The 19,840-nt window shown below is 72.8% G+C and carries 15 protein-coding genes; 7 read left to right on the top strand and 8 right to left on the bottom strand.

What is annotated here, in order from left to right:
• Positions 1-49: 49 nt before the first annotated feature.
• Complete coding sequence (locus tag RKE38_RS19120; RefSeq protein ID WP_316009064.1) at positions 50-1,306, top strand: MFS transporter; 1,257 nt, start codon at positions 50-52, stop codon at positions 1,304-1,306.
• Positions 1,307-1,348: 42 nt separating this feature from the next.
• On the top strand, positions 1,349-2,566 hold the full coding sequence (locus RKE38_RS19115) for an MFS transporter (RefSeq protein ID WP_316009063.1): 1,218 nt from the start codon (positions 1,349-1,351) through the stop codon (positions 2,564-2,566).
• On the opposite strand, the gene coaE is transcribed toward RKE38_RS19115, so the two are convergent.
• From coaE to rpsA, 4 genes are all read right to left on the bottom strand, one after another.
• Positions 2,538-3,728, bottom strand: coding sequence for a dephospho-CoA kinase (coaE, locus tag RKE38_RS19110; protein WP_316009062.1), 1,191 nt, complete (start codon positions 3,726-3,728; stop codon positions 2,538-2,540). The two genes, RKE38_RS19115 and coaE, sit on opposite strands and share 29 nt — an antisense overlap.
• Before the next feature lie 49 nt (positions 3,729-3,777).
• Positions 3,778-4,242, bottom strand: a complete 465-nt coding sequence (locus RKE38_RS19105) for a PPOX class F420-dependent oxidoreductase (RefSeq protein ID WP_316009061.1) — start codon at positions 4,240-4,242, stop codon at positions 3,778-3,780.
• Positions 4,243-4,259: 17 nt separating this feature from the next.
• Positions 4,260-5,042, bottom strand: coding sequence for a DUF4184 family protein (locus RKE38_RS19100; protein WP_316009060.1), 783 nt, complete (start codon positions 5,040-5,042; stop codon positions 4,260-4,262).
• 141 nt (positions 5,043-5,183) lie between these two features.
• A complete protein-coding gene (gene rpsA / locus RKE38_RS19095) occupies positions 5,184-6,668 on the bottom strand; it encodes a 30S ribosomal protein S1 (RefSeq protein ID WP_316009059.1) in 1,485 nt (494 codons plus the stop codon).
• Positions 6,669-6,826: 158 nt separating this feature from the next.
• Between rpsA and RKE38_RS19090 the strand changes: the two genes are divergently transcribed.
• Positions 6,827-7,642, top strand: coding sequence for a class I SAM-dependent methyltransferase (locus tag RKE38_RS19090; RefSeq protein ID WP_316009058.1), 816 nt, complete (start codon positions 6,827-6,829; stop codon positions 7,640-7,642).
• Positions 7,643-7,789: 147 nt separating this feature from the next.
• The gene (locus RKE38_RS19085) at positions 7,790-9,301 is read left to right on the top strand and encodes an MFS transporter (protein WP_316009057.1); all 1,512 of its coding nucleotides are present in this window, start codon (positions 7,790-7,792) and stop codon (positions 9,299-9,301) included.
• Positions 9,302-9,405: 104 nt separating this feature from the next.
• Here the strand turns inward: RKE38_RS19085 and RKE38_RS19080 are convergent, their stop codons facing one another.
• Positions 9,406-10,398: a DUF3068 domain-containing protein gene (locus tag RKE38_RS19080; protein ID WP_316009056.1), complete on the bottom strand. Its 993-nt coding sequence runs from the start codon at positions 10,396-10,398 to the stop codon at positions 9,406-9,408.
• An 85-nt stretch (positions 10,399-10,483) separates the two neighbouring features.
• Between RKE38_RS19080 and RKE38_RS19075 the strand changes: the two genes are divergently transcribed.
• Positions 10,484-12,298: a hypothetical protein gene (locus tag RKE38_RS19075; protein ID WP_316009055.1), complete on the top strand. Its 1,815-nt coding sequence runs from the start codon at positions 10,484-10,486 to the stop codon at positions 12,296-12,298.
• Entirely contained in the window at positions 12,295-13,551 is a 1,257-nt protein-coding gene (locus RKE38_RS19070; protein ID WP_316009054.1) for an acyltransferase, read from the top strand. The genes RKE38_RS19075 and RKE38_RS19070 overlap by 4 nt, the downstream gene beginning before the upstream one ends.
• Here RKE38_RS19070 and RKE38_RS19065 read toward each other — a convergent pair.
• Positions 13,434-17,618, bottom strand: a complete 4,185-nt coding sequence (locus tag RKE38_RS19065) for an alpha-(1->3)-arabinofuranosyltransferase (RefSeq protein ID WP_316009053.1) — start codon at positions 17,616-17,618, stop codon at positions 13,434-13,436. The genes RKE38_RS19070 and RKE38_RS19065 overlap by 118 nt on opposite strands.
• Complete coding sequence (locus RKE38_RS19060; protein ID WP_316009052.1) at positions 17,615-18,382, bottom strand: class I SAM-dependent methyltransferase; 768 nt, start codon at positions 18,380-18,382, stop codon at positions 17,615-17,617. The genes RKE38_RS19065 and RKE38_RS19060 overlap by 4 nt, the downstream gene beginning before the upstream one ends.
• Before the next feature lie 76 nt (positions 18,383-18,458).
• Between RKE38_RS19060 and RKE38_RS19055 the strand changes: the two genes are divergently transcribed.
• Positions 18,459-19,610, top strand: coding sequence for a glycosyltransferase family 4 protein (locus RKE38_RS19055; protein WP_316009051.1), 1,152 nt, complete (start codon positions 18,459-18,461; stop codon positions 19,608-19,610).
• Here RKE38_RS19055 and RKE38_RS19050 read toward each other — a convergent pair whose 3' ends face one another.
• A complete protein-coding gene (locus tag RKE38_RS19050) occupies positions 19,611-19,814 on the bottom strand; it encodes a hypothetical protein (RefSeq protein WP_316009050.1) in 204 nt (67 codons plus the stop codon).
• Positions 19,815-19,840: the final 26 nt, after the last annotated feature.

Below are 19,840 nucleotides of genomic sequence, written 5' to 3'. Positions count from 1 at the left end.
CCCCGCGCTAGCGTGTGCCCGCCCCGCTCCCGAACCCCGGAGGTCCTCCGTGCCAGCCCCGGCGACGACGCCACCGCTCACCCGCCGCGGCATACCGGTCGACCCGCGCCTGCGCGTGCTCGCCCTCGGCACCTTCGTCAACCGGGCCGGTGCCGGGGCGACCCTGACCACCTTCGCCCTGTACTTCACCCGCGAGGTGGGGCTCGCGCCCGCCCAGGTCGGCCTCGCGCTCTCGATCGCCGCGGTCGTCGGCATGGTGGCGCAGGTGCCCCTGGGCCACCTCGGCGACGTCCGCGGCCCGCGCGAGGTGATGTCGCTGCTCACCGCGGCGTTCGGTGCGGTGGGGCTGCTCTTCCTCGTGGTGCGCGACTTCTGGGCGCTGACGGCGGTCCTCGCCGTCGTCACCGCGCTGCAGAACGGTGGCGGTGCCGTGCGCAACGGCTACATCGGCCGCATCGCCGTCGGCGGCTCCGGGGTCGCCTTCAAGGCGTACCTGCGGGCGGTCACCAACCTGGCCATCTCGCTCGGCGCCGCGCTGGGCGGCATCGCGCTGTGGATCGACCGGCCGTGGGCCTACCTGGCCGTCTTCGCGATCGACGGCGTCACCGGCATCCTCGCCGGCCTGGTCAGCCTGCGCCTCCCCCACTTGCCACCGGCCCCGGCACGCGGAGCCGGGGAGCCGCGGCTCGCGGTGCTGCGGGACACGCCGTACGTCGTCGTGACCCTGTTGACGGGCGTGGTGGCGATGCACTTCGTGGTGATGGAGGTCGGCATCCCGCTGTGGATCAGCCAGCACACCAAGGCCCCGACCGCCATGGTTGCCGCGCTGCTGGTCCTCAACACCGTGGCCGTGACCCTGTTCCAGGTACGCATGACGCGAGGGGTCGACGGAGTGACCGAGTCGGCCCGGGCGATGGTCCACGGCGCCGTCTGGATCGCCCTCGGTTTCGCCGTCATCGCCACGTCGGGCTGGCTGGGACCAGTCGGCGCCGCGGCGGTCCTCGTCGTCGGCGCGGCGGTGCACGTCGTGGGCGAGATGCGCTCCAGCGGTGGCCAGTGGGGCGTGCAGATGGGGCTGGCGCCGCAGGAGCGCCAGGGCCAGTACCAGGGCTTCGCCGGCCTCGGGTTCTCGCTCTCGAACGTCGTCGCCCCGACGCTCATCACGCTCCTGTGCATCGAGTGGGGCTGGCCCGGGTGGCTGGTGCTGGCGGGTCTGGTCCTCGGCGCGGCGCTGGCCCTGCGGCCCGCGACCGCGTGGGCGCAGCGGACGCGCGAGCGCTACGGCGCCCTGACCGCCACGGGCTGAGACGTCGCTGCGGCCTGCATCCCCCCGGCGTTGACTGGCCGGGTGGACCTCGCGACCGTCGGCACCGCCCGCCGCTGGGCCATGCTGGCGGCCAGCACGGCAGCGCAGGCCTCGGGGGCCGTGGCCCTGCACGGGCCCGCCTTCCTCATCCCGGTGCTCCACCGGCGCGGTGGCCTGTCGCTGCCGGCCGCCGGTCTCGTGGCAGCCGCGCCCACCATCGGCGTGATGCTCTCCCTCGTCGCCTGGGGCCTGCTCGTGGACCGTCGCGGCGAACGGCTCGCGCTGCTGTCCGGCCTCGCGGCCGCCGGCGCCTGCTCGGTCGCGGCGGCCTGGGGCTCGGGCGTCGGCTGGTGGGCGGCATGGCTGGTGCTCGCCGGCGCGGCAGCGGGGGCTGCCAACGCGGCCAGCGGCCGTGTGGTGGTCGGCTGGTTCCCGGTGCAGCGACGCGGCCTCGCCATGGGGATCCGGCAGATGGCCCAGCCCCTCGGTGTCGGGATCGCGGCCGTCACGATGGCGCCGCTCGCGGATGCGCACGGCGTCCGGGCAGCCCTCCTCGTGCCCGCGGCCGCGGCCCTCCTGGCACTGGTCGCAGTGGCGGTCGTGGTCCTGGACCCGCCCCGTCCCGCGCGGACGGTGGAGCACACCGCGAGCCCCTACCGCGGTGACCGCACCCTGGCCCGGGTGCACGGCGTCTCGATGCTGCTCGTGGTGCCGCAGTTCCTCGTCTGGACCTTCGGCCTGGCCTGGCTCGTCGACGACCGCGGCTGGTCGGCGGGGTCGGCGGGAGTCCTGGTCGCGGTGACCCAGGTGGCCGGCGCGCTCGGACGCATTGCGGCGGGCGCGTGGTCCGACCGGGTCGGCAGCCGGATGCGGCCGTTGCGCTGGGTCGCCGTCTCCGTCGTCGTGGCCATGCTCGCCCTCGGTGCCACGGCTGCCGCCGGCTGGGCGGTCGCCGCGTTCCTCCTCCTCGTGGCGTCGACCGTGACCGTCGCCGACAACGGGCTCGCCTTCACCGCCGTGGCCGAGCGCGCCGGGCCCTTCTGGTCGGGGCGCGCGCTCGGCATCCAGAACACCGGCCAGTTCCTGGCCGCCTCGCTCGTCCCACCCCTCGCCGGAGCCCTGGTGGAGCAGCTCGGGTATGCCGCCGCCTTCGCAGGTGCCGCGGCGTTCGCCGCCGTCGCACTCCCCCTCGTCCCGGTGCGGTCCGAGGCGCCCCTGCCGGGGACCCGGGTCAGCCGCGCGCCGGCTCCCAGCCGCTGACTCGCACCCACTCCTCGACCCGCGCGTGCACGGCGTCGAACCACGGCTCCTTGGCGTCCGCGTAGGCGTCGACGCCGAGCCCGGCGGCTGCGAGGCGTCGCTTCTCCGCGGCGTACTCCTCGCGCGCCGCGGGATCGGACCGCATCCAGTCGCGGAACGCGAGGGCCCAGCGCCACCCGGGGCTGCCGACCTCGCGGACGTGGACGTGGGCCGGACGCCCGGGGTCGGCGCCGGCGTGGAAGCGCTTCTCCCAGAGCGCGCCGTCCTTGGCGTTGTCGAAGGCCACGGGCCCGGTGCGGGGGAAACCGGCGGCCTGCAGCCGCCGGACGAGGGTGGGGTCGTCGGCGGCCTCCAGCGAGGTGACACCGACCTGCAGGTCGATGACGTCCTTGGCGGGCAGCCCCGGGACTGCGGTGCTGCCGACGTGGTCGGCCGTGACGAGCGCGTCGCCGAACGCGAGTCGGAGCCTTTCCAGGAGCCGCTCGGCCTGGGCGGGCCAGGTCGGGTCGGACGGTACGAGGCGCAGCTCGTCGGGCCGGGCCGCCCGGACGCCCGTCCGCACGTTGTGCTCGAACGGGACCAGCCGGTCGTGCCAGAGCCGGTCGACGTCGGACTCGAGCTCCGCCCGGCTACCGCCGTTGTCCAGCCACACGTCGGCCGCGGCGCGGCGTTCGGCCCCCGACGCCTGGGCCGCGATCCGGCGCCGGGCATCCTCGACGTCCATGCCCCGGGTGTTCACGAGCCGGTCGAGCCGGACCTCCTCGTCGGCGTCGACGACCACGACCAGGTGGTAGCCGGGGCCCATGTGCTTCTCGACGAGCAGGGGGACGTCGTGCACGACCACGGCATCGACCGGTGCCGCCGCGAACAGCTCCCCCGTGCGTCGCGCGATGAGCGGGTGGGTGATGCCCTCGAGGTCGCGGCGAGCCCCGGGGTCCGCGAAGACGATGGCACCGAGGGCAGGCCGGTCGAGGCCGCCGTCGGGGGCCAGGACGCGGTCGCCGAACCGGTCGACGATGCGCGCGAGCCCCTCACTCCCGGCGGCCACGACCTCGCGCGCCAGGACGTCGGCGTCGACGACGACCGCACCCAATGCTGAGAACCGTTGCGCGACAGTGGATTTGCCGGAGCCGATCCCGCCCGTGAGCCCGACCCTCAGCATGCGCCCACCCTAGCCGCCAGCTCGGGGTCGCGGCGGGACGACCGGCACCTCAGTCGGCGAGGCGGGCGGGGAAGCCGCCGGTGGCAATGGGCCCCCAGCGCGTCGGGGTGATGCGCAGGATGGACTTGCCCTGGTCGAGCATCGCCTGCCGGTACTCGTCCCAGTCGGGGTGCTCGCCCGAGATGTTGCGGAAGTACTCCACGAGCGGCTCCACCGAGTCGGGCACGTCGAGCACCTCGCAGTCGCCGTCGACCTGCACCCAGGCGCCGCCGAAGTCGTCGGAGAGGACCATCACGCTCACGTGCGGTCGGTGGCGGGCGTTGGTGGTCTTGGCGCGCTCGGGGTAGGTCGAGATCACGATCCGCCCCCTGTCGTCCACACCCCCGGTGACCGGGGACGCCTGGGGGCGCCCGTCGGAGCGCTCGGTCATGAGCACCATCTGGTGGCGGGGACGGACGAACTCCAGCAGCCCGTCGAGGTCGACCTTCGTGTTCGTGGCGATGGTGCGTGGCATACCGCCATCCAAACACGTCAGCCCACGGTCGCACCCGTCGGCGCCGGGCGGCGTGACACCACGAGGTGCCACCACAGCACGACCAGCACGGCCACGAGGCCGAAGGCGCTGACACCCCGCACCACGGCGACGTACAGCAGCATCAGCGAGCCCCGCGTGGCCGTGGCGACCCAGGCCACGAACCCGACCGCCACCAGCAGCGGCAGCGCGACGGCGAGGACGCTGACGACCCGGGCCTCGCGGGCACTCACCCGGCGGTGCGCCGGGTGGACCGGAGGCACCTCGCCCAGCAGCCGCCGGCACCACCACGCCACGAGGAGCAGCCCCAGGACGCTGGTCGCGTACTGCGCGACGCCGTAGACGGGCCACCCGCCCGGGAGCCCGCGCTCGAGGACCTGCGGCCAGCGGTGCACGGCCCAGCCGTCCGCGTGCGTGAAGGAGTCCCAGAGCAGGTGCGTCAGGCCACCGAGCAGCACGCAGGGCACCGACCACGCCCACTCCTGCTGGTCGAGCCGGTGCGGCACCGGCACGCGCTCCCGGACCGCCCGCGGGGCCAGGTCGCGGAGCACCGGCGCGGCGGCGACCCTCCACAGCGCGGTGAGGACCAGCCCCAGGATCAGGTCGAGGGTGACCAGCCCGCGCAGCGAGTGCGACACGGTGCGGTAGTCCCCGAGGGGCACGAAGTAGAGGACGTCCGGCACCATCGAGCCGACGACCATGGCGGCCGGGACCACCCGCCGCGGCCGCTCCCGTCCCACCACCGGGAGGACGGCGGCCACGTGGGCCGGGGTGAACGGCATACCGGCGAACCTATCCCGATCACCCCCGCACGCCGGCACCTCCCACGCGCACCCCGGGGACGGCACGAGGCCCGGCCCCCTCGCGGGGACCGGGCCTCGTGGTGTCGACCGTGGTGGCACGCAGGTCGCGTGCCGGCCGGGTCAGTTGCCGGTGAGCTTCTCGCGCAGGGCGGCCAGCGCCTCGTCGGAGGCGAGGGTGCCCTCGGAGGACGAGGACGACGACGACCCCGAGTCCGAGCTGCTGCTGCCACCGGAGGAGTAGGACGTCGAGGTCCCGGCGCTCGAGGCGGCCTCGGCGTCGTCCTTGGCGGCCTGCTCGACCTGGGCCTTGTGGGCCTCCCAGCGGGCGTGGGCCTCGGCGTACTGCTTCTCCCACTTCTCGCGCTGGGCCTCGTAGCCCTCGAGCCACTCGTTGGTCTCCGGGTCGAAGCCCTCGGGGTACTTGTAGTTCCCCTGCTCGTCGTACTCGGCGGCCATGCCGTACAGCGTCGGGTCGAACTCGGACACCGGGGCGCTCTCGTCGTTCGCCTGCTTCAGCGACAGCGAGATGCGGCGACGCTCGAGGTCGATGTCGATGACCTTGACGAAGATGTCGGCCCCGACCTGGACGACCTGCTCCGGCAGCTCCACGTGGCGCTCGGCCAGCTCGGAGATGTGGACCAGGCCCTCGATGCCGTCGTCGACGCGCACGAACGCACCGAACGGGACGAGCTTGGTGACCTTGCCCGGGACGACCTGGCCGATCGCGTGGGTCCGGGCGAAGTGCTGCCACGGGTCCTCCTGTGTCGCCTTGAGCGACAGGGAGACACGCTCGCGGTCCATGTCGACGTCGAGGACCTCGACGGTGACCTCCTGGCCCACCTCGACGACCTCGGACGGGTGGTCGATGTGCTTCCAGGACAGCTCGGAGACGTGGACGAGGCCGTCGACCCCGCCGAGGTCCACGAACGCACCGAAGTTGACGATCGAGGACACGACGCCGGAGCGGACCTGCCCCTTCTGGAGCTCCTTGAGGAAGGTCGTGCGGACCTCGGACTGGGTCTGCTCGAGCCAGGCACGGCGCGACAGGACCACGTTGTTGCGGTTCTTGTCGAGCTCGATGATCTTCGCCTCGATCTCCTTGCCGACGTACGGCTGGAGGTCGCGGACGCGACGCATCTCCACGAGGGAGGCGGGGAGGAAGCCGCGCAGGCCGATGTCGAGGATGAGGCCACCCTTGACGACCTCGATGACGGTGCCGGTGACGACGCCGTCCTCCTCCTTGATCTTCTCGATCGTGCCCCAGGCGCGCTCGTACTGGGCGCGCTTCTTGGACAGGATCAGGCGACCCTCCTTGTCCTCCTTCTGGAGGACCAGGGCCTCGACCTCGTCGCCGACGGAGACGACCTCGGACGGGTCGACGTCGTGCTTGATGGACAGCTCACGCGAGGGGATGACGCCCTCGGTCTTGTAGCCGATGTCGAGCAGGACCTCGTCCCGGTCGACCTTGACGATGCGACCCTCGACGATGTCGCCGTCGTTGAAGTCCTTGATGGTCGCGTCGATCGCGGCAAGGAGGTCTTCCTCAGAGCCAATGTCGTTGATGGCGATCTGAGGGGCGGTCTTCTCGACCGTGCTGGCAGTCATGTAGTAGGAACTCCGATGATGGGCAGGAAATAGAAGGTGTGGATGTGCGACCCGCGGGTCGCCCGGCGCCCTGGGGCACGGACACGACGAAGCGAGCACACGGATGTGCTGCTCCACCTTACCGGCGGCGTCCGGCGGGGGTCAAAAACGCGAGGGGTATGCCGGTGAGCGAGTTTGCGCAGGTCAGCCGCCGGGTGGCGGGCCCGGACGAGACCGCGGCGGCCAACCGGTCCTGGTGGGACGCCGAGGCCGGCGAGTACTACGCCGAGCACGGCGCCTTCCTCGGCGACTCCGAGTTCGTCTGGGGACCGGAGGGCTGGCGCGAGTCCGAGCTGGGGCTGCTCGGTCCGCTGGAGGGACGGCGGGTGCTGGAGATCGGTGCCGGCGCCGGGCAGTGCTCCCGGTGGGTCGCAGGTCGCGGCGCCTCCGTCGTCGCGACCGACCTGTCGGCAGGGATGCTCCGCCAGGGGGTCGCCCTCAACCGCCGCGTCGCTCCCCCGGCCCGCCCTGTCCCGCTGCTGCAGTGCGACGCCGTGGCCCTGCCGTTCGGCGAGGGCAGCTTCGACGTGGTGTTCACGGCATACGGCGCGGTGCCCTTCGTCGCGGACACGGCCGCGCTCATGCGCGAGGCGGCGCGCGTCCTGCGGCCGGGGGGCCGCTTCGTCTTCTCGACCACGCACCCGTTCCGGTGGGCGTTCCCGGACGACCCCGGCGAGCACGGGCTGACCCTCACCCAGTCCTACTTCGACCGCACGCCGTACGTCGAGGCCGACTCCGACGGCGAGGCGACCTACGTCGAGCACCACCGCACCGTCGGGGACCGGGTCAGGGAGCTCGTGGCCGCCGGGCTCGCCCTGGTGGACCTGGTCGAGCCCGAGTGGCCGGAGCGAAACACCCAGACCTGGGGCGGGTGGTCGCCCACCCGTGGACGGCTCTTCCCGGGCACGGCGATCTTCGTCTGCGTCCGGGGCTGAGGGCTTCGTCGCATCTGGGCCGGCAACGCCCGAAACGCGCTCAACCTGCAGGTTTGCCCCTCCGGCCCTAGCGTGGTCGCGGTTGCCGCGGAGCCCCCCGACCCCGAGGGAGCGCGTGCCACCGCTCACTCGAGGAGGAGGAGAACCGTGGCGTCAGACGTCGAAACAGGACGCATCACCACCGACATCCCGGCCCGGATGGACCGTCTGCCCTGGGCCCGCTGGCACTGGCTGGTCGTGATCGGGCTCGGCACCGTCTGGATCCTGGACGGCATCGAGGTGACCATCGTCGGCTCGATGTCCGACGCGCTGAAGCCGGAGAACACCGGTCTCGGCCTCAGCAGCTCGGACATCGGCCTCGCCGGCGCCGTGTACGTCGCGGGCGCCTGCCTGGGCGCACTGCTGTTCGGCCAGCTCACGGACCGCTTCGGCCGCAAGAAGCTGTTCCTGCTGACGCTGGGCATCTACACGATCGCCACGGTGGCGACGGCGTTCGCCCCCAACCCGCTGTGGTACTTCGCCGCGCGGTTCGTCACCGGCATGGGCATCGGCGGCGAGTACGCCGCGATCAACTCGGCGATCGACGAGCTCATCCCCAAGGACTACCGCGGCCGTGTCGACGTCGCGATCAACGGCTCCTTCTGGGTCGGCGCGGCCCTGGGGTCCCTGCTGACCATCCCGCTGCTCGACCCGAAGGTCGTCGACCCGGCGATCGGGTGGCGCCTGGCGTTCGGCATCGGCGCCGTCCTGGCCCTGGCCATCCTGCTCGTGCGGCGCAACGTCCCCGAGAGCCCGCGCTGGCTGTTCATCCACGGCCGCGACGAGGAGGGCGAGCAGATCGTCAAGGACATCGAGCGCACCGTCTCGGAGGAGACCGGCGGCTCCCTGCCCGAACCCACCGAGGAGCCCATCACCATCCGGCAGCGCCGGACGATCTCGATCCCGGAGATCGCCAAGACGGTGTTCACCCTCTACCCCAAGCGCACGATCCTGTGCTTCTCGCTGTTCGTCGGGCAGGCGTTCCTCTACAACGCCTTCTTCTTCACCTACGGCGACACCCTCACGACGTTCTTCGGGGTGAAGCAGACGGGGTGGTACCTCGCGGTCTTCGCCGTCAGCAACTTCATGGGCGCCCTGCTCCTGAGCCCCCTGTTCGACCGGATCGGCCGGGTGCGCATGATCACCGGCACGTACATCGTGTCGGGCGTGCTGCTCGGGATCGCTGGCATGATGCTCGGCGGCCTCAACGCGACCACCCTCACGATCTTCGGCGTGGTGACGTTCTTCTTCGCCTCGGCCGGCGCCAGCGCGGCTTACCTCACCGCCAGCGAGGTCTTCCCCCTGGAGACGCGGGCCCTGTGCATCGCGTTCTTCTACGCGATCGGCACGGCGGTCGGCGGCATCAGCGGGCCGCTGCTGTTCGGCAAGCTGATCGACGACGCGTCGAAGTCCAAGGACATCACCGGGCTCGCGTTCGGCTACTTCCTCGGCGCGGCGCTGATGATCGTCGCGGGTCTCGTCGAGGCGTTCCTCGGCGTCAAGGCCGAGGGGCAGTCGCTGGAGAGCATCGCCCAGCCGCTGACGGCCGAGGACGCGGGCGGTTCGGAGCGCGAGCGTGAGGGCAGCGGGCGCACGGTGCCCGGTGCCTCGCCCGCCTGACGGACGCAGCACGCCGCACCACCGGAACACGAAAGGGGCCGACCGGGAGATCCCGGTCGGCCCCTTTCTCGTGCCGGCGCCCCCTGCGGGAGAGCCCGTGGCGCTCAGACCTCGCGGCGCCCGCGGGACTGGCCCCCGAAGGTGAGGAACAGGCCGAGGGCGACCAGCAGCACGCCGACGAGGATGCCGACCAGGGTGAGCGAGCCGTTGACGAAGCCGAGCAGGGCGCCCTTGGAGCCCCAGTCGTCGGCGTTCTTCTTCACGGTGGCGTCGCTGTAGCCGATGGTGCCCTTGGTGGTCGCGAGCTCGGGGTAGCCCTCCGCGACGAGGGACTTGTCCTGCTGCTCCTGGCCCTTGATCAGGACACCGGTGTTGGGCTCGATCCACAGCGTGCGCACGTTGCCGTACATCACCTTGGCGGACACGTCACCGTCGGCCGAGTCGCCGAAGACCGCCTTGGGGACGTCGCGCGTGGCCACCTCCGCCTTGGGGATGGTCTGGCGGAAGACGTAGGTGGTGACGCCCTCGAGCTTCTCCTCGCGGACGTACTCGATCGGCGAGGCCTTGCCGAGGTCGCCGTCCCAGAACTGGTAGGTCTTCTTCTGCACGTCGAACGGGAACTTGAAGAACAGGCCCTGGTGCTGGGTGTCGACCGTCTTGGCCGGGTCGGTGAGGTCCCCTGCCGACTTGAAGTCGCCGCAGCAGTTGGTGGACTCGCCCGTCTTGCGGTTGAAGCTCACGCCCTCGTTGCTGTACGTCAGGTCGGTCCACTTGCCGTCGATCTCGGCCTGGGACTGCACGGTCGTCTGCCAGAACGCGTCCGTGTCCTGCTTGCCGGCCGCCTTGGCCCGACCGGGGATGCCGAGGACCTGCCGGGTGCTGCGCAGATGCGCGTTCTCGAGCTTGTCGAAGACGGCCTTGCCGTCGACCTCGTGGGCGTAGAGGGCCGACATGCCCGTCCCCTCCGAGACCGACGTGGAACGCTGGTCCAGCTTGACCGTGGCCAACCGGTCGTAGAGCACCGGCTTTGCCAGCACCCCCAGCACCAGCAACAGCACACCCACCAGCGTGGCGACACCGCCAAGCACCTTACGCATCCGGCTCTCTCTCCTTTGAAATGAGGTGAGCGGACCCTACCAGCGGGTAGCCTGCGCGCGAGGGACATCGTTCGAAGAGGAGCACATGCGTCGCTGGACCCCCGGCTCGCGCGCGTTCACCGCGCGACTGTCGGCGATCTCGATCGGCATCGCCGTGGTCCTCGGGATCGCCGTCGCCCGCGGGTCGTGGTTCGCCGACGACCTCGACCTCCTGGTCTACGGAAACCGCGGCTTCTCCCCCGCCGTGCTCTTCGCACCCGCGAACGACCACGTCGTCCCGGGCCTGCGGTTCGTGTACGCGGTCTTCGCCGAGTTCGGGAACTTCAGCTACGGGTTCACGGTCGTCTGGCGGTGTGTCGTCCTGGCGCTCAACATCTTCCTGGCCGGCAGCCTGCTCTACCGGCTGGTCGGGAACAGTGTGTGGGCGCTCCTCGGGGCTGCCTGGTACGGCCTGTCGCCCCTCATGCTCCAGGCGTTCGCACAGCTGTCGGCCGGTGTGAACGACGTCCACGCCCAGCTCTTCTGCCTGGTCCTGCTCCACGCCGCAGTGGACTGGTTCGGGGCCCACCGGCGACGGGCGCTGCTCGTGGGACCGGTGGCGCTGGCCCTGGTGCTCTCGTTCTGGCTCAAGGCCGGCCTCGTCCTCACCACCGCCCTCGCCCTCGGTTGGGTCGTCAGCCGCGTCGGCCTGCGTCGCCGCCTGCTGGACAGCGTGCTGTGGGGCGTGACCATGCTGGGGCCGGTCGTGGCGTATGCCGCGGTCATCCTCCCCCGTCGGCGCGCGGGCACCGCCCGGTGGCCGGGATGGGACGTGGAGGGGCGGCTGCTGTTCGACTCCGTGCGCGAGTCGGCACTCATGCCGTTCGTCGGTGGCCCGTGGCGGTGGACGGACACGCCACCCTACGGTTTCGCGGACCCGCCCCTGGTGGCCCAGGTGGTGGGCGCCGCCGTCTGTGCGTTCCTGGTCGTCCTCGCCGCCCGCCGCCACCCGCGCGTGCTGCTGCTGTGGGTGTCCGCCGTGATCTTCGTCGTCGTGACCGTGGTGCTGGTCTCCGTCGGCCGGTACTTCCAGTTCGGGTCCAGCCTCACCCGGCACTACCACTACTGGTCCGACCTGGGTCTCCCGCTGCTGCTGGCCACAGTCCTCACCCTGGAGCGGGTGCTTCCGTGGCCGGTCGACCCGCTGCGCCGCATGTCCGCCGCAGGCGTCCGCGCCATGCTGCGGCGGCGGCCGATGGTGGGCGTGCTGGTCGCGGCCTGGTTCGTGGGGGCGGCAGTGTCGCACGTCGCCTTCGACGCCATGTGGGGCCGCAACCCCGCACCGGCCTACTTCGCCACGATGCGAGCCGAGGTCGAACGGGCAGGGAGTCCTCCCAACGTCTGGGACACACCCGTGCCCACCACCATCGCGCCGTTCATCAACGAGCACCGCCGGCTCGGGGAGATCCTGGCGGTGGCCCACATCGACGTGCGGTTCCAGCAGCCCGACAGCGAGCCCAGGATCTTCGACGACCAAGGACGCCTGCGGACCGCCGACTTCAGGGTGTGGGCGCGGGGCGAGGTCCCCCCGGACTGCCGACTCCGACTCGAGGGCGCCGGGTCTGTCTCGGTGCCACTCGACCACCCCCTGCCCGACGCGAACTGGTACGTCCGCATGGCCTACCTCGCCAACCCGGACGCGCGGGTGCGGGTCGAGCTCGTCGACCGTCGGACGGACACCACCTCGGTCCTCACCTCCCACACACGGGCGTGGCCGTCGGGGCTGCTCACGGCATACCTCAACGACCCCCTCGCCGTCGTGGGCAAGCCCGCCACCGAGCTCCGGCTGACCTCCGTCGACCCCAGCACCTCGCTGTGCGTGGGTACGACCGAGGTCGGACTGGTGGTGCCGGCCGGATGACCACGGCGACCTTGAGGGACCGGTTCCCCGCGCTCGACGGCCTGCGGGCCGTGGGCGCGCTGGCGGTCCTGACGACGCACGTCGGCTTCTCGAGCGGAGCCTCCCTCCACGAGTCCTGGGGAGGGTTCCTCGCCCGGATGGACATCGGTGTGGCCCTCTTCTTCGTCGTCTCCGGCTTCCTGCTGTACCGCCCCCACGTCGTGGCACGGCTCGTGGGTGTCGCGCCACCGCCGACCCGGCCGTACCTCTGGCACCGCTTCCTGCGAATCGTGCCGGCCCTGTGGATCGCCGTGCTGCTGGCCGCCCTCACCCTGCCCCACACCGCGGACGTGGGCGTGGGGCGCTACGTGCGGCACGCGCTGCTCGTGCAGGTCTACGTGCCGGACCAGCAGGTGGCCGGGCTCACCCAGCTGTGGAGCCTGGCCACCGAGGGCGCCTTCTACCTCGCGCTGCCCCTGCTGGCGGCGGCTCTCACCAGGCTCCCGGGCCGCTCGCGCAGGTGGGTCGGCCTGGCCGTGCTCAGCCTGGCCCCGACCGTGGTCGTGGGACCGGCGTGGATGGCGTGGGTCACCGCGGAGGGGCGCAGCCTGTGGGGGCTGTGGCTTCCCGGGTACATCGGTTGGTTCGGGCTCGGCATGCTGCTCGCCCTCTGGAGCTCCGCGCGGTCGGCCGGGCTCGTGCGGACACCGCGGCTCGTGGCGCTGGCCCAGCACCCCTGGACCTGCTGGTCGCTCGCCCTGGCGGGATACACCGTGCTCACCACTCCCGTGGCGGGGCCGCTCGGCCTCACCGCCACCACACCGGGCGCGGCGTTCACCAAGAGCCTCGCCTACGGGCTGGTGGCCGCCCTGGTCGTCCTGCCGACCGTGTCGGGCAACCGCCGTCGTGACGAGCCGTCCGCCGTCCGGACCCTCGGCACCGGCCCGTGGGCCTGGGCCGGGGGCATCTCCTACGGCGTCTTCCTGTACCACGTCACGGTCCTCGGCTGGGTCGAGCGCGCCATCGGCCACCGGCCGTTCGGCGGGGACTTCGCCCTCCTGTGGGTGGGCACCGTCACCGTGACGACGCTGCTGGCCTGGGCCAGCTACCGCCTCGTCGAGCGCCCGGTGATGAGGCGGGGACGGCACAACCGGACCTACGACGTGCGCCGGGGCTCCTCGCTCGAGGAGCTCCCCGTCGACCGGATCGCCTCGGGCGACGCCGGCCAGGACCCCACCACGGCCACGGCGACGGCGCACAGCACCAGCAGCTGAGCGGTCACCGAGTCGGTGGCGGCAGCTCCCGAGGACCACGGGCGGGCAGCGACCAGCGCCCCCGAGCCGAGCACGGCGAGCGCAGCGAGGGCGGGACGCAACCGCGGCGCTCGCATGCGCGAGGCGGCGGCCGCCACGACGACACCCACCGCCGTCGCTGCCACGCCGAACCACCCCGCGACCAGCACGAGCGCGCCCAGCGTCAGCGCGACGGAGGCCGCGAAGCCGAGCCGCGCTGGGAGCATCGGCGGGGTGCCGCGGGCGCCACGGGCGCCGCGGCGAGCCGTCCTCGCGGTCACCAGCAGCAGCAGCGCCAGCGCGGCCAGGGCGAGGAGCCCGGTCGTCAGGGCCACGCGGTAGGGGGTGTCCGCCGCGAAGACGGCGTGCACCGTGATCGGCCCACCGGCTGGCAGCACCCATCCCTGCTGCCACCCGTCGACCCTCACCGCGGTCAACGGTCGGCCGGCCTCGTCCGAGGCGGTCCAGCCCGCGTTGTAGTTCTGTGGGAGTGTCACCAGTCCCTTGGTGGACCGTGCGGGCACCGTCATCGTCAGGTGCGCGGCATCGGGCCGGACCAGGCCGACGGGGACGGATGCGGCGGGACGCCCCAGGAACACGGACCGGTCCACGAGCTGCACCTCCAGCGCGGTGAGCTGGGCGGTGGCGCGGACCTCCACCCCGTGCCTGCCCTGTCCGAGCTCCAGGCGACCCTCGTCGAGCCCACAGGGGGTGAGCTCGAGCGCGGTGCGGTCGACGACGGCACCGACGGTCGTGGTGAGCGCGGTCAGGACCTCGTGGTCGTCCACCCTGATGGTGGGCGCGAACCCACAGGGTAGGGACACCAGGCGGTCGCGGGTCACGGGGCGGCGCAGGTCGTCGGCCCCCAGGACGCGGACCTCGCTGACGCCGACCGGGCGCTGGGTCCGGAAGCCCGAGACCGCGTCCACGTCCACCAGTGGCCTCTCCTCCACGAAGGTGAGGGTGACGACCCTGGCCCTGGCCGGCGAGACGTCGACCCGGCCCTGGGTGTCGACGACCGCGCGCCGCGTCGGCCCAGAGTCCAGCCTCACCTCGACGACCTGGGGCCTGGAGGCGGCGAGGTAGGGGTCGGACAGCAGCTGGAGCCCGGAGACCCTCCGGGCGCGCGGCAGGGTGAGGACGAGGGTGGGAGACCGGTCAGTGGGGGCTGCGACCCACCCCGTCCCGAGGTCGCGGTCGACGACGGCGTCGGGGCGTCCCTCCGGGGCGGAGACGTCCCGCGAGCTCGCCGTGGCTCGGATCGAGTCCGGCACCTCGAGCAGCTTCTCCAGCGCCGCCCCGTCCCGAGCCCTCGCCTGGGCCGACACGGAGTAGGTGCGCGTGGCTCCCAGGTCGACCGTGCGGGACAGGACAGTCGGCTCCTCGTCGGCGACCTCGAAGCGCTCGGAGCACAGGGGACGCTCCCCCTGGTGCAGGCAGCCCGAACGACCGGGCTGCTCGTCCCGCACGACGACGGCCGCGGGGTCCGGCTCCCCCGGTTCCGACGGCACGCGTACGACCGGGGTGGCCGTGAGCCCGGGCAGCTCGACCTCCGAGATCGAGAACCCGTTGGGTCTTCCGGTCCCCTCGACAGCGACGAGGCGCAGCCTGAGGCGTTCGGTGAGGCCGGGTGGGGCGATGACGACCTCCGGACGACCGTCTCCCGTGACCACGGCGGTGCTGCGACCCCGGTCCGTCTCCACCTCGACCTGGCTGGGTCGGCTGGTCACGGGTGAGGCTGTGCTGAAGCGCACCCGAAGCCCCTCCAGCGAGCGCGGCCGTCCGAAGTCGATCTCGAGCCACTCCCCGACCGCCGAGAGGTAGCGGCCCGAGACCCAGCGCGTCGTGGGGTCTCCGTCGACCGCTGCCGCGGGAGAGCTCCCCGGCCCGAGGCGGATGGTGGCCCCCGCGTCGGAGGCGGACGAGGACGCGGTCACCCCACCGATGCCCGACCACGTGAGGACGCTGCGGGCCGCCTCGGGGTCGGAGTCGTAACCCAGGGCCTTGCGGTCCAGACGTCCCGGGTCCTGGGCCGTGAGGGTGCTGGAGGTGTTGTCCGTCGGTGACCCGAAGTAGGTCTCGCGGCGTCGCGTCCCGTCGGTTGTGATCTGCCGGTGCGGTGGCACCAGCCCCCGCGCCGCCGCGGCATCCGTGCCGAGCAGGCCGGCGCTGCCCCTCCCTGCGACAGAGGTGAGCTCGCCCAGGTTCTCCGGACCGGCAGTGGCCGTGTACAGGGCGTCGGCGGGGACGAAACGGGAGCCCTGGGCCGGGACCTCGTAGACCTCGAGGCTGGGGAAGGGCAACAGGGTCCGCTCGTTGAGCGTCAGGTCCGGGGTGTCGACCGCGCTCTGCACTGTTGGCCCGAACTCGGCCACGCGTGTCAGCGATGCGCGCTCCAGCGCCTGGTGCACGGCCAGCGGTGGGCTGCCCTGCGCGGCAACCGTGAGGTCGTTGCGGACCAGCACGTACCGGACCCCCAGCGAGGACAGGAGGGAGACGAGTCGGGCGTCGCCCCGGCCCTCGCCCAGCCGCCGCTCGACCTCGTCGAGGACTCGGGTCGCCCCGGCGGACCCCAGCGGCACGGCGTCGCGCACCACGAACGCCCGGCGCGCGAGGGCCTGGAGCGGCTCGTCCTTGGGCGACCCCCAGAGCAGGTCGGCGAAGGAGGCGGCCGGCTCGACCAGCACCGAGCCGTCGTCAGCCTGCCGGTCCAGCCATTGGGCCGCTTCGTGCCAGTAGCCCGGCACCTCGACGTAGGCGCCTCCGCGGGGCAGCTCTGCGGCCACCGCGGGAGCGGTGGCGGTGACGACCAGGGCCACGCCGAGCACCGGCGCCAGCCACCGAGGGAGGGTGCGCAGGGGCAGCCGTCCGGCAGTGCGCGCCAGCACCCCGAGCGCGTGCACCAGCCCGAGGACGAGCGGCAGCCGCAGCACGAGCTCGAACTTGTGGGTGTTGCGCAGGGGGGCGAGTGGGCCGTCGAGCAGCCCGCGGACCTGCTCCGCGAACGGCGAGTGCGCCGCGCCGGCATACCCCGCGGTGAGCAGGATGACGCCGACCAGGGCCGCGGCGAGCAGGAAGGTGCGCTCCGGCATGTCCCGGCGGGCGAGGCCGCCCAGGCCGGCGGCGCACACGGCCGCCGATGCCAGGATGAGCGGCGGCGTGGTCACCAGGAGCCACCCGGCGGGCCAGCTCGGGCCTCCCGGACCGCTGAGGAAGTTGAGCCAGGCCGAGGTGCCCTGGCTGGCGTTGACGACGCTTGCCAGACCGGTGGTCACTCGCGAGTCCTCGATCCAGTCGAGGAACGGCGGGCTGTAGCGGCCGAGCAGGACGAGGGGCGCCATCCACCAGAAGCAGGCCGCCACCACCGAGGCGAGCCACACCCCCGCGGGAAGCAGGACCTGCCTCGTCCGAGCCCGCGTCAGGAACCACAGCCCGGGCAGCACCAGCGCCGCACCCGAGGCGACGGCGTTGACCCCGCCGAGGCAGAACACCGCGGCCACCGATCGCGAGATCCGCCACGTCCACGACCTCGGCGAGCGCTCGACCAGCGGCGCCAGCACCCAGGGTGCGACCGCGAGCGGCCACACCTCGACGGAGGTGACCGCCACCTCGCTCATCATGCGGGGACTCAGCGCGAAGAGGACCGCGCCGACGAGGCGCAGCCAGGGGGTGCCCAGCCGCAGGGCCCCCGTGAGGCGCCAGAAGCCGAGCAGGCCCACGGCGAGGATGGTGGTCCACCAGAGGCGCTGCACCACCCAGGCCGGCAACCCGGCCTCGAGCAGGACGAGGTGGAACGGCCCCGCGGGGAAGAGGTACCCGTAGGCCTGGTTCTGCAGCTGCCCGAGGGCGCCCTGCGGGTCCCAGACGTGCAGCGCCCGCGCGAGGAACCCGGCCGGGTTCGCCGTGAGGTCGAGCTTGGTGTCGGGGACGACGAGCCCCGGCGCCTGGCGGAAACAGAGGCCGCCCAGCAGGACGACCACGGCCAGCAGCCGGACGCGCCAGATGAAGTCGGAACCCTCTTCGGGGCTCCGGGCGGGCTCGTGCGTCACCGCTTCTCGACCACGATCACGACGTTCCAGCTGACCACCTCGCGCAGCCCGGGCACCCGGACCACCCATCGCGCCCACCACGGGTGGTAGCGCGGCATCACCTCGACGACGCGCAGCTCCCCGCGGGCCGCGGCGTCGCGCGTCCACCGGAGCATGCGCCCCGCGGAGCAGGCGAACAGGGAGCGCCCGAAGTCGTTCTTGGGACGGTGACCATGCTTCGCGGCATACCGGTCGGCGGCTCGGCGGCCACCGAGGTAGTGCCACGGCGCCGTCTCGTGGCCGCCCCACGGCGAGAGCCACGGAGTCCACGACAGCACGACGAGGCCACCAGGCCGGGTGACGCGCAGCATCTCCTCCGCCATGGCCTCGGGGTCCGGGACGTGCTCGAGCACGTTGCTCGAGTAGGCGACCGTCACGGCGTCGGACGCGATCGGCAGCTGCAGCCCCGACCCGCGGACGGCGTTCGCGCCCACGTGCCCCCGGGCGGTCAGCTCCCCGACGTCGGGCTCCACCCCGGCGTACGAGGCTCCGGCCCGGGCGAACGCGTCGGCGAAGTAGCCCGGGCCTCCCCCGATGTCGAGGACCTTCGCCCCGTCCAGCGGCGCCCAGCGCAGCACCTCGGCGACCGAGTCACGGGCGAGGGTGGAGTAGAACCGGTCCGGGTCGGTCTGCTCGACGAGGAAGGCGCGGAACAGGGCCACCGACCGTCGCAGCGACCCCCGCGGCAGCTCCGACACCGCTGCCTTCTCGCCCGACTCGACCACGCGCAGAACCCTAGTGCCGCTACGGTTACCCATCGGTCACTTTGGGCCACACCCGACGTTGTGAGGATCTGCACAGGTGCGAATCGCCTTGCTGAGCTGGCGTGACTTCACGCACCCCGAGGGCGGCGGCGCGGAGCACTACCTCGAGACGGTCGGCGCCGAGCTGGCGGCGCGCGGGCACGACGTCGTCATGTACTGCGCCGCCCACGGCGACGCCCCCGCCACCGAGGTGCGCGGGCGCCTCACCCTGCGCCGCCAGGGCGGCCGCCTGAGCGTGTATGCCGCGTGCGTGCGGGCCCTGCGCCGCGACGAGCGCGAGCACGGTCCGTACGACGTCGTGGTCGACACCCAGAACGGCATCCCCTTCTTCTCCCCGCTCGGCACCCGGACCCCGGTCGTCGTCCTGGTGCACCACGTGCACCGCGAGCAGTGGCCGGTCGTGTTCTCGCCGTGGGTGGCCCGGGTGGGGTGGGCCATCGAGTCCCGGCTGGCCCCGCTCCTCTACCGCCGGAACCAGTACGTCGCCGTGTCGGGCCGCACCCGGGACGAGCTCGTCGGGTTGGGGGTCGAGGCCGGCCACGTGGCCGTCATCCACAACGGGACGGACTCGCCCCGAGCGCTCGACGTGCCGCGGGCGGACACCCCGACGCTGGTCGTCCTGGGCCGACTCGTCCCCCACAAGCGGGTGGAGCAGGCCATCGACGTCCTCGCCCGCCTCCGCCCCACGCACCCGGGCCTGCAGCTGCGAGTGATCGGGCACGGCTGGTGGCACGACAACATCGCCGCCCACGCGGAGGCGTCGGGCGTGGCCGACGACGTGCACCTCCTCGGCTTCGTCGACGAGGGGACCAAGCACGCCGAGCTGGCGGCGTCCTGGGTCGCGCTCGCACCGAGCGTCAAGGAGGGCTGGGGCCTGTGCGTCGTCGAGGCCGCGAGCCACGGCGTGCCGACCGTCGCGTACCGGGACGCCGGTGGCCTGTCGGAGTCGATCGTGGACCGCCAGACGGGCGTCCTGGTCGGCGACGCCGACGAGCTGACCCACGAGGTGGCGATGCTGCTGGCCGACCACGAACGCCGGGAGGAGATGGGCCGTCACGCCCGCGAGTACGCCCAGCAGTTCACCTGGACGAGCACCGCTGAGCACTGGGAGCGCCTGCTCACCGAGGTGGCACAGCGAAGGGCGCCGGTCGCGATGACCGACGCCCGTTCGCGGACCAGGACTGGCTGATCAGCCGCCGTAGGGGATGAGGGTGCTCGGGTCGACCGGGTTCTGGCGGCCGTTCTGCACGGCGACGCTGTCCTGCGGACCCTGGGTGCTCACCACGGTGACGACGGCTGCCGTCGCGGCGCCTCCGCCGATGACGATGCTGAGCAGCGTGACGGCAAGGGCGGACGAGATCTCGCCACGCTCGGTGCGACGCAGAAGCTTCATGGGTGCAGGGCCCTCCAGGGTCGTTG

Source organism: Phycicoccus sp. M110.8 (assembly GCF_032464895.1).
Classification (GTDB): Bacteria; Actinomycetota; Actinomycetes; order Actinomycetales; family Dermatophilaceae; genus Pedococcus.
This window is presented reverse-complemented; position numbering and strand designations above follow the sequence as displayed.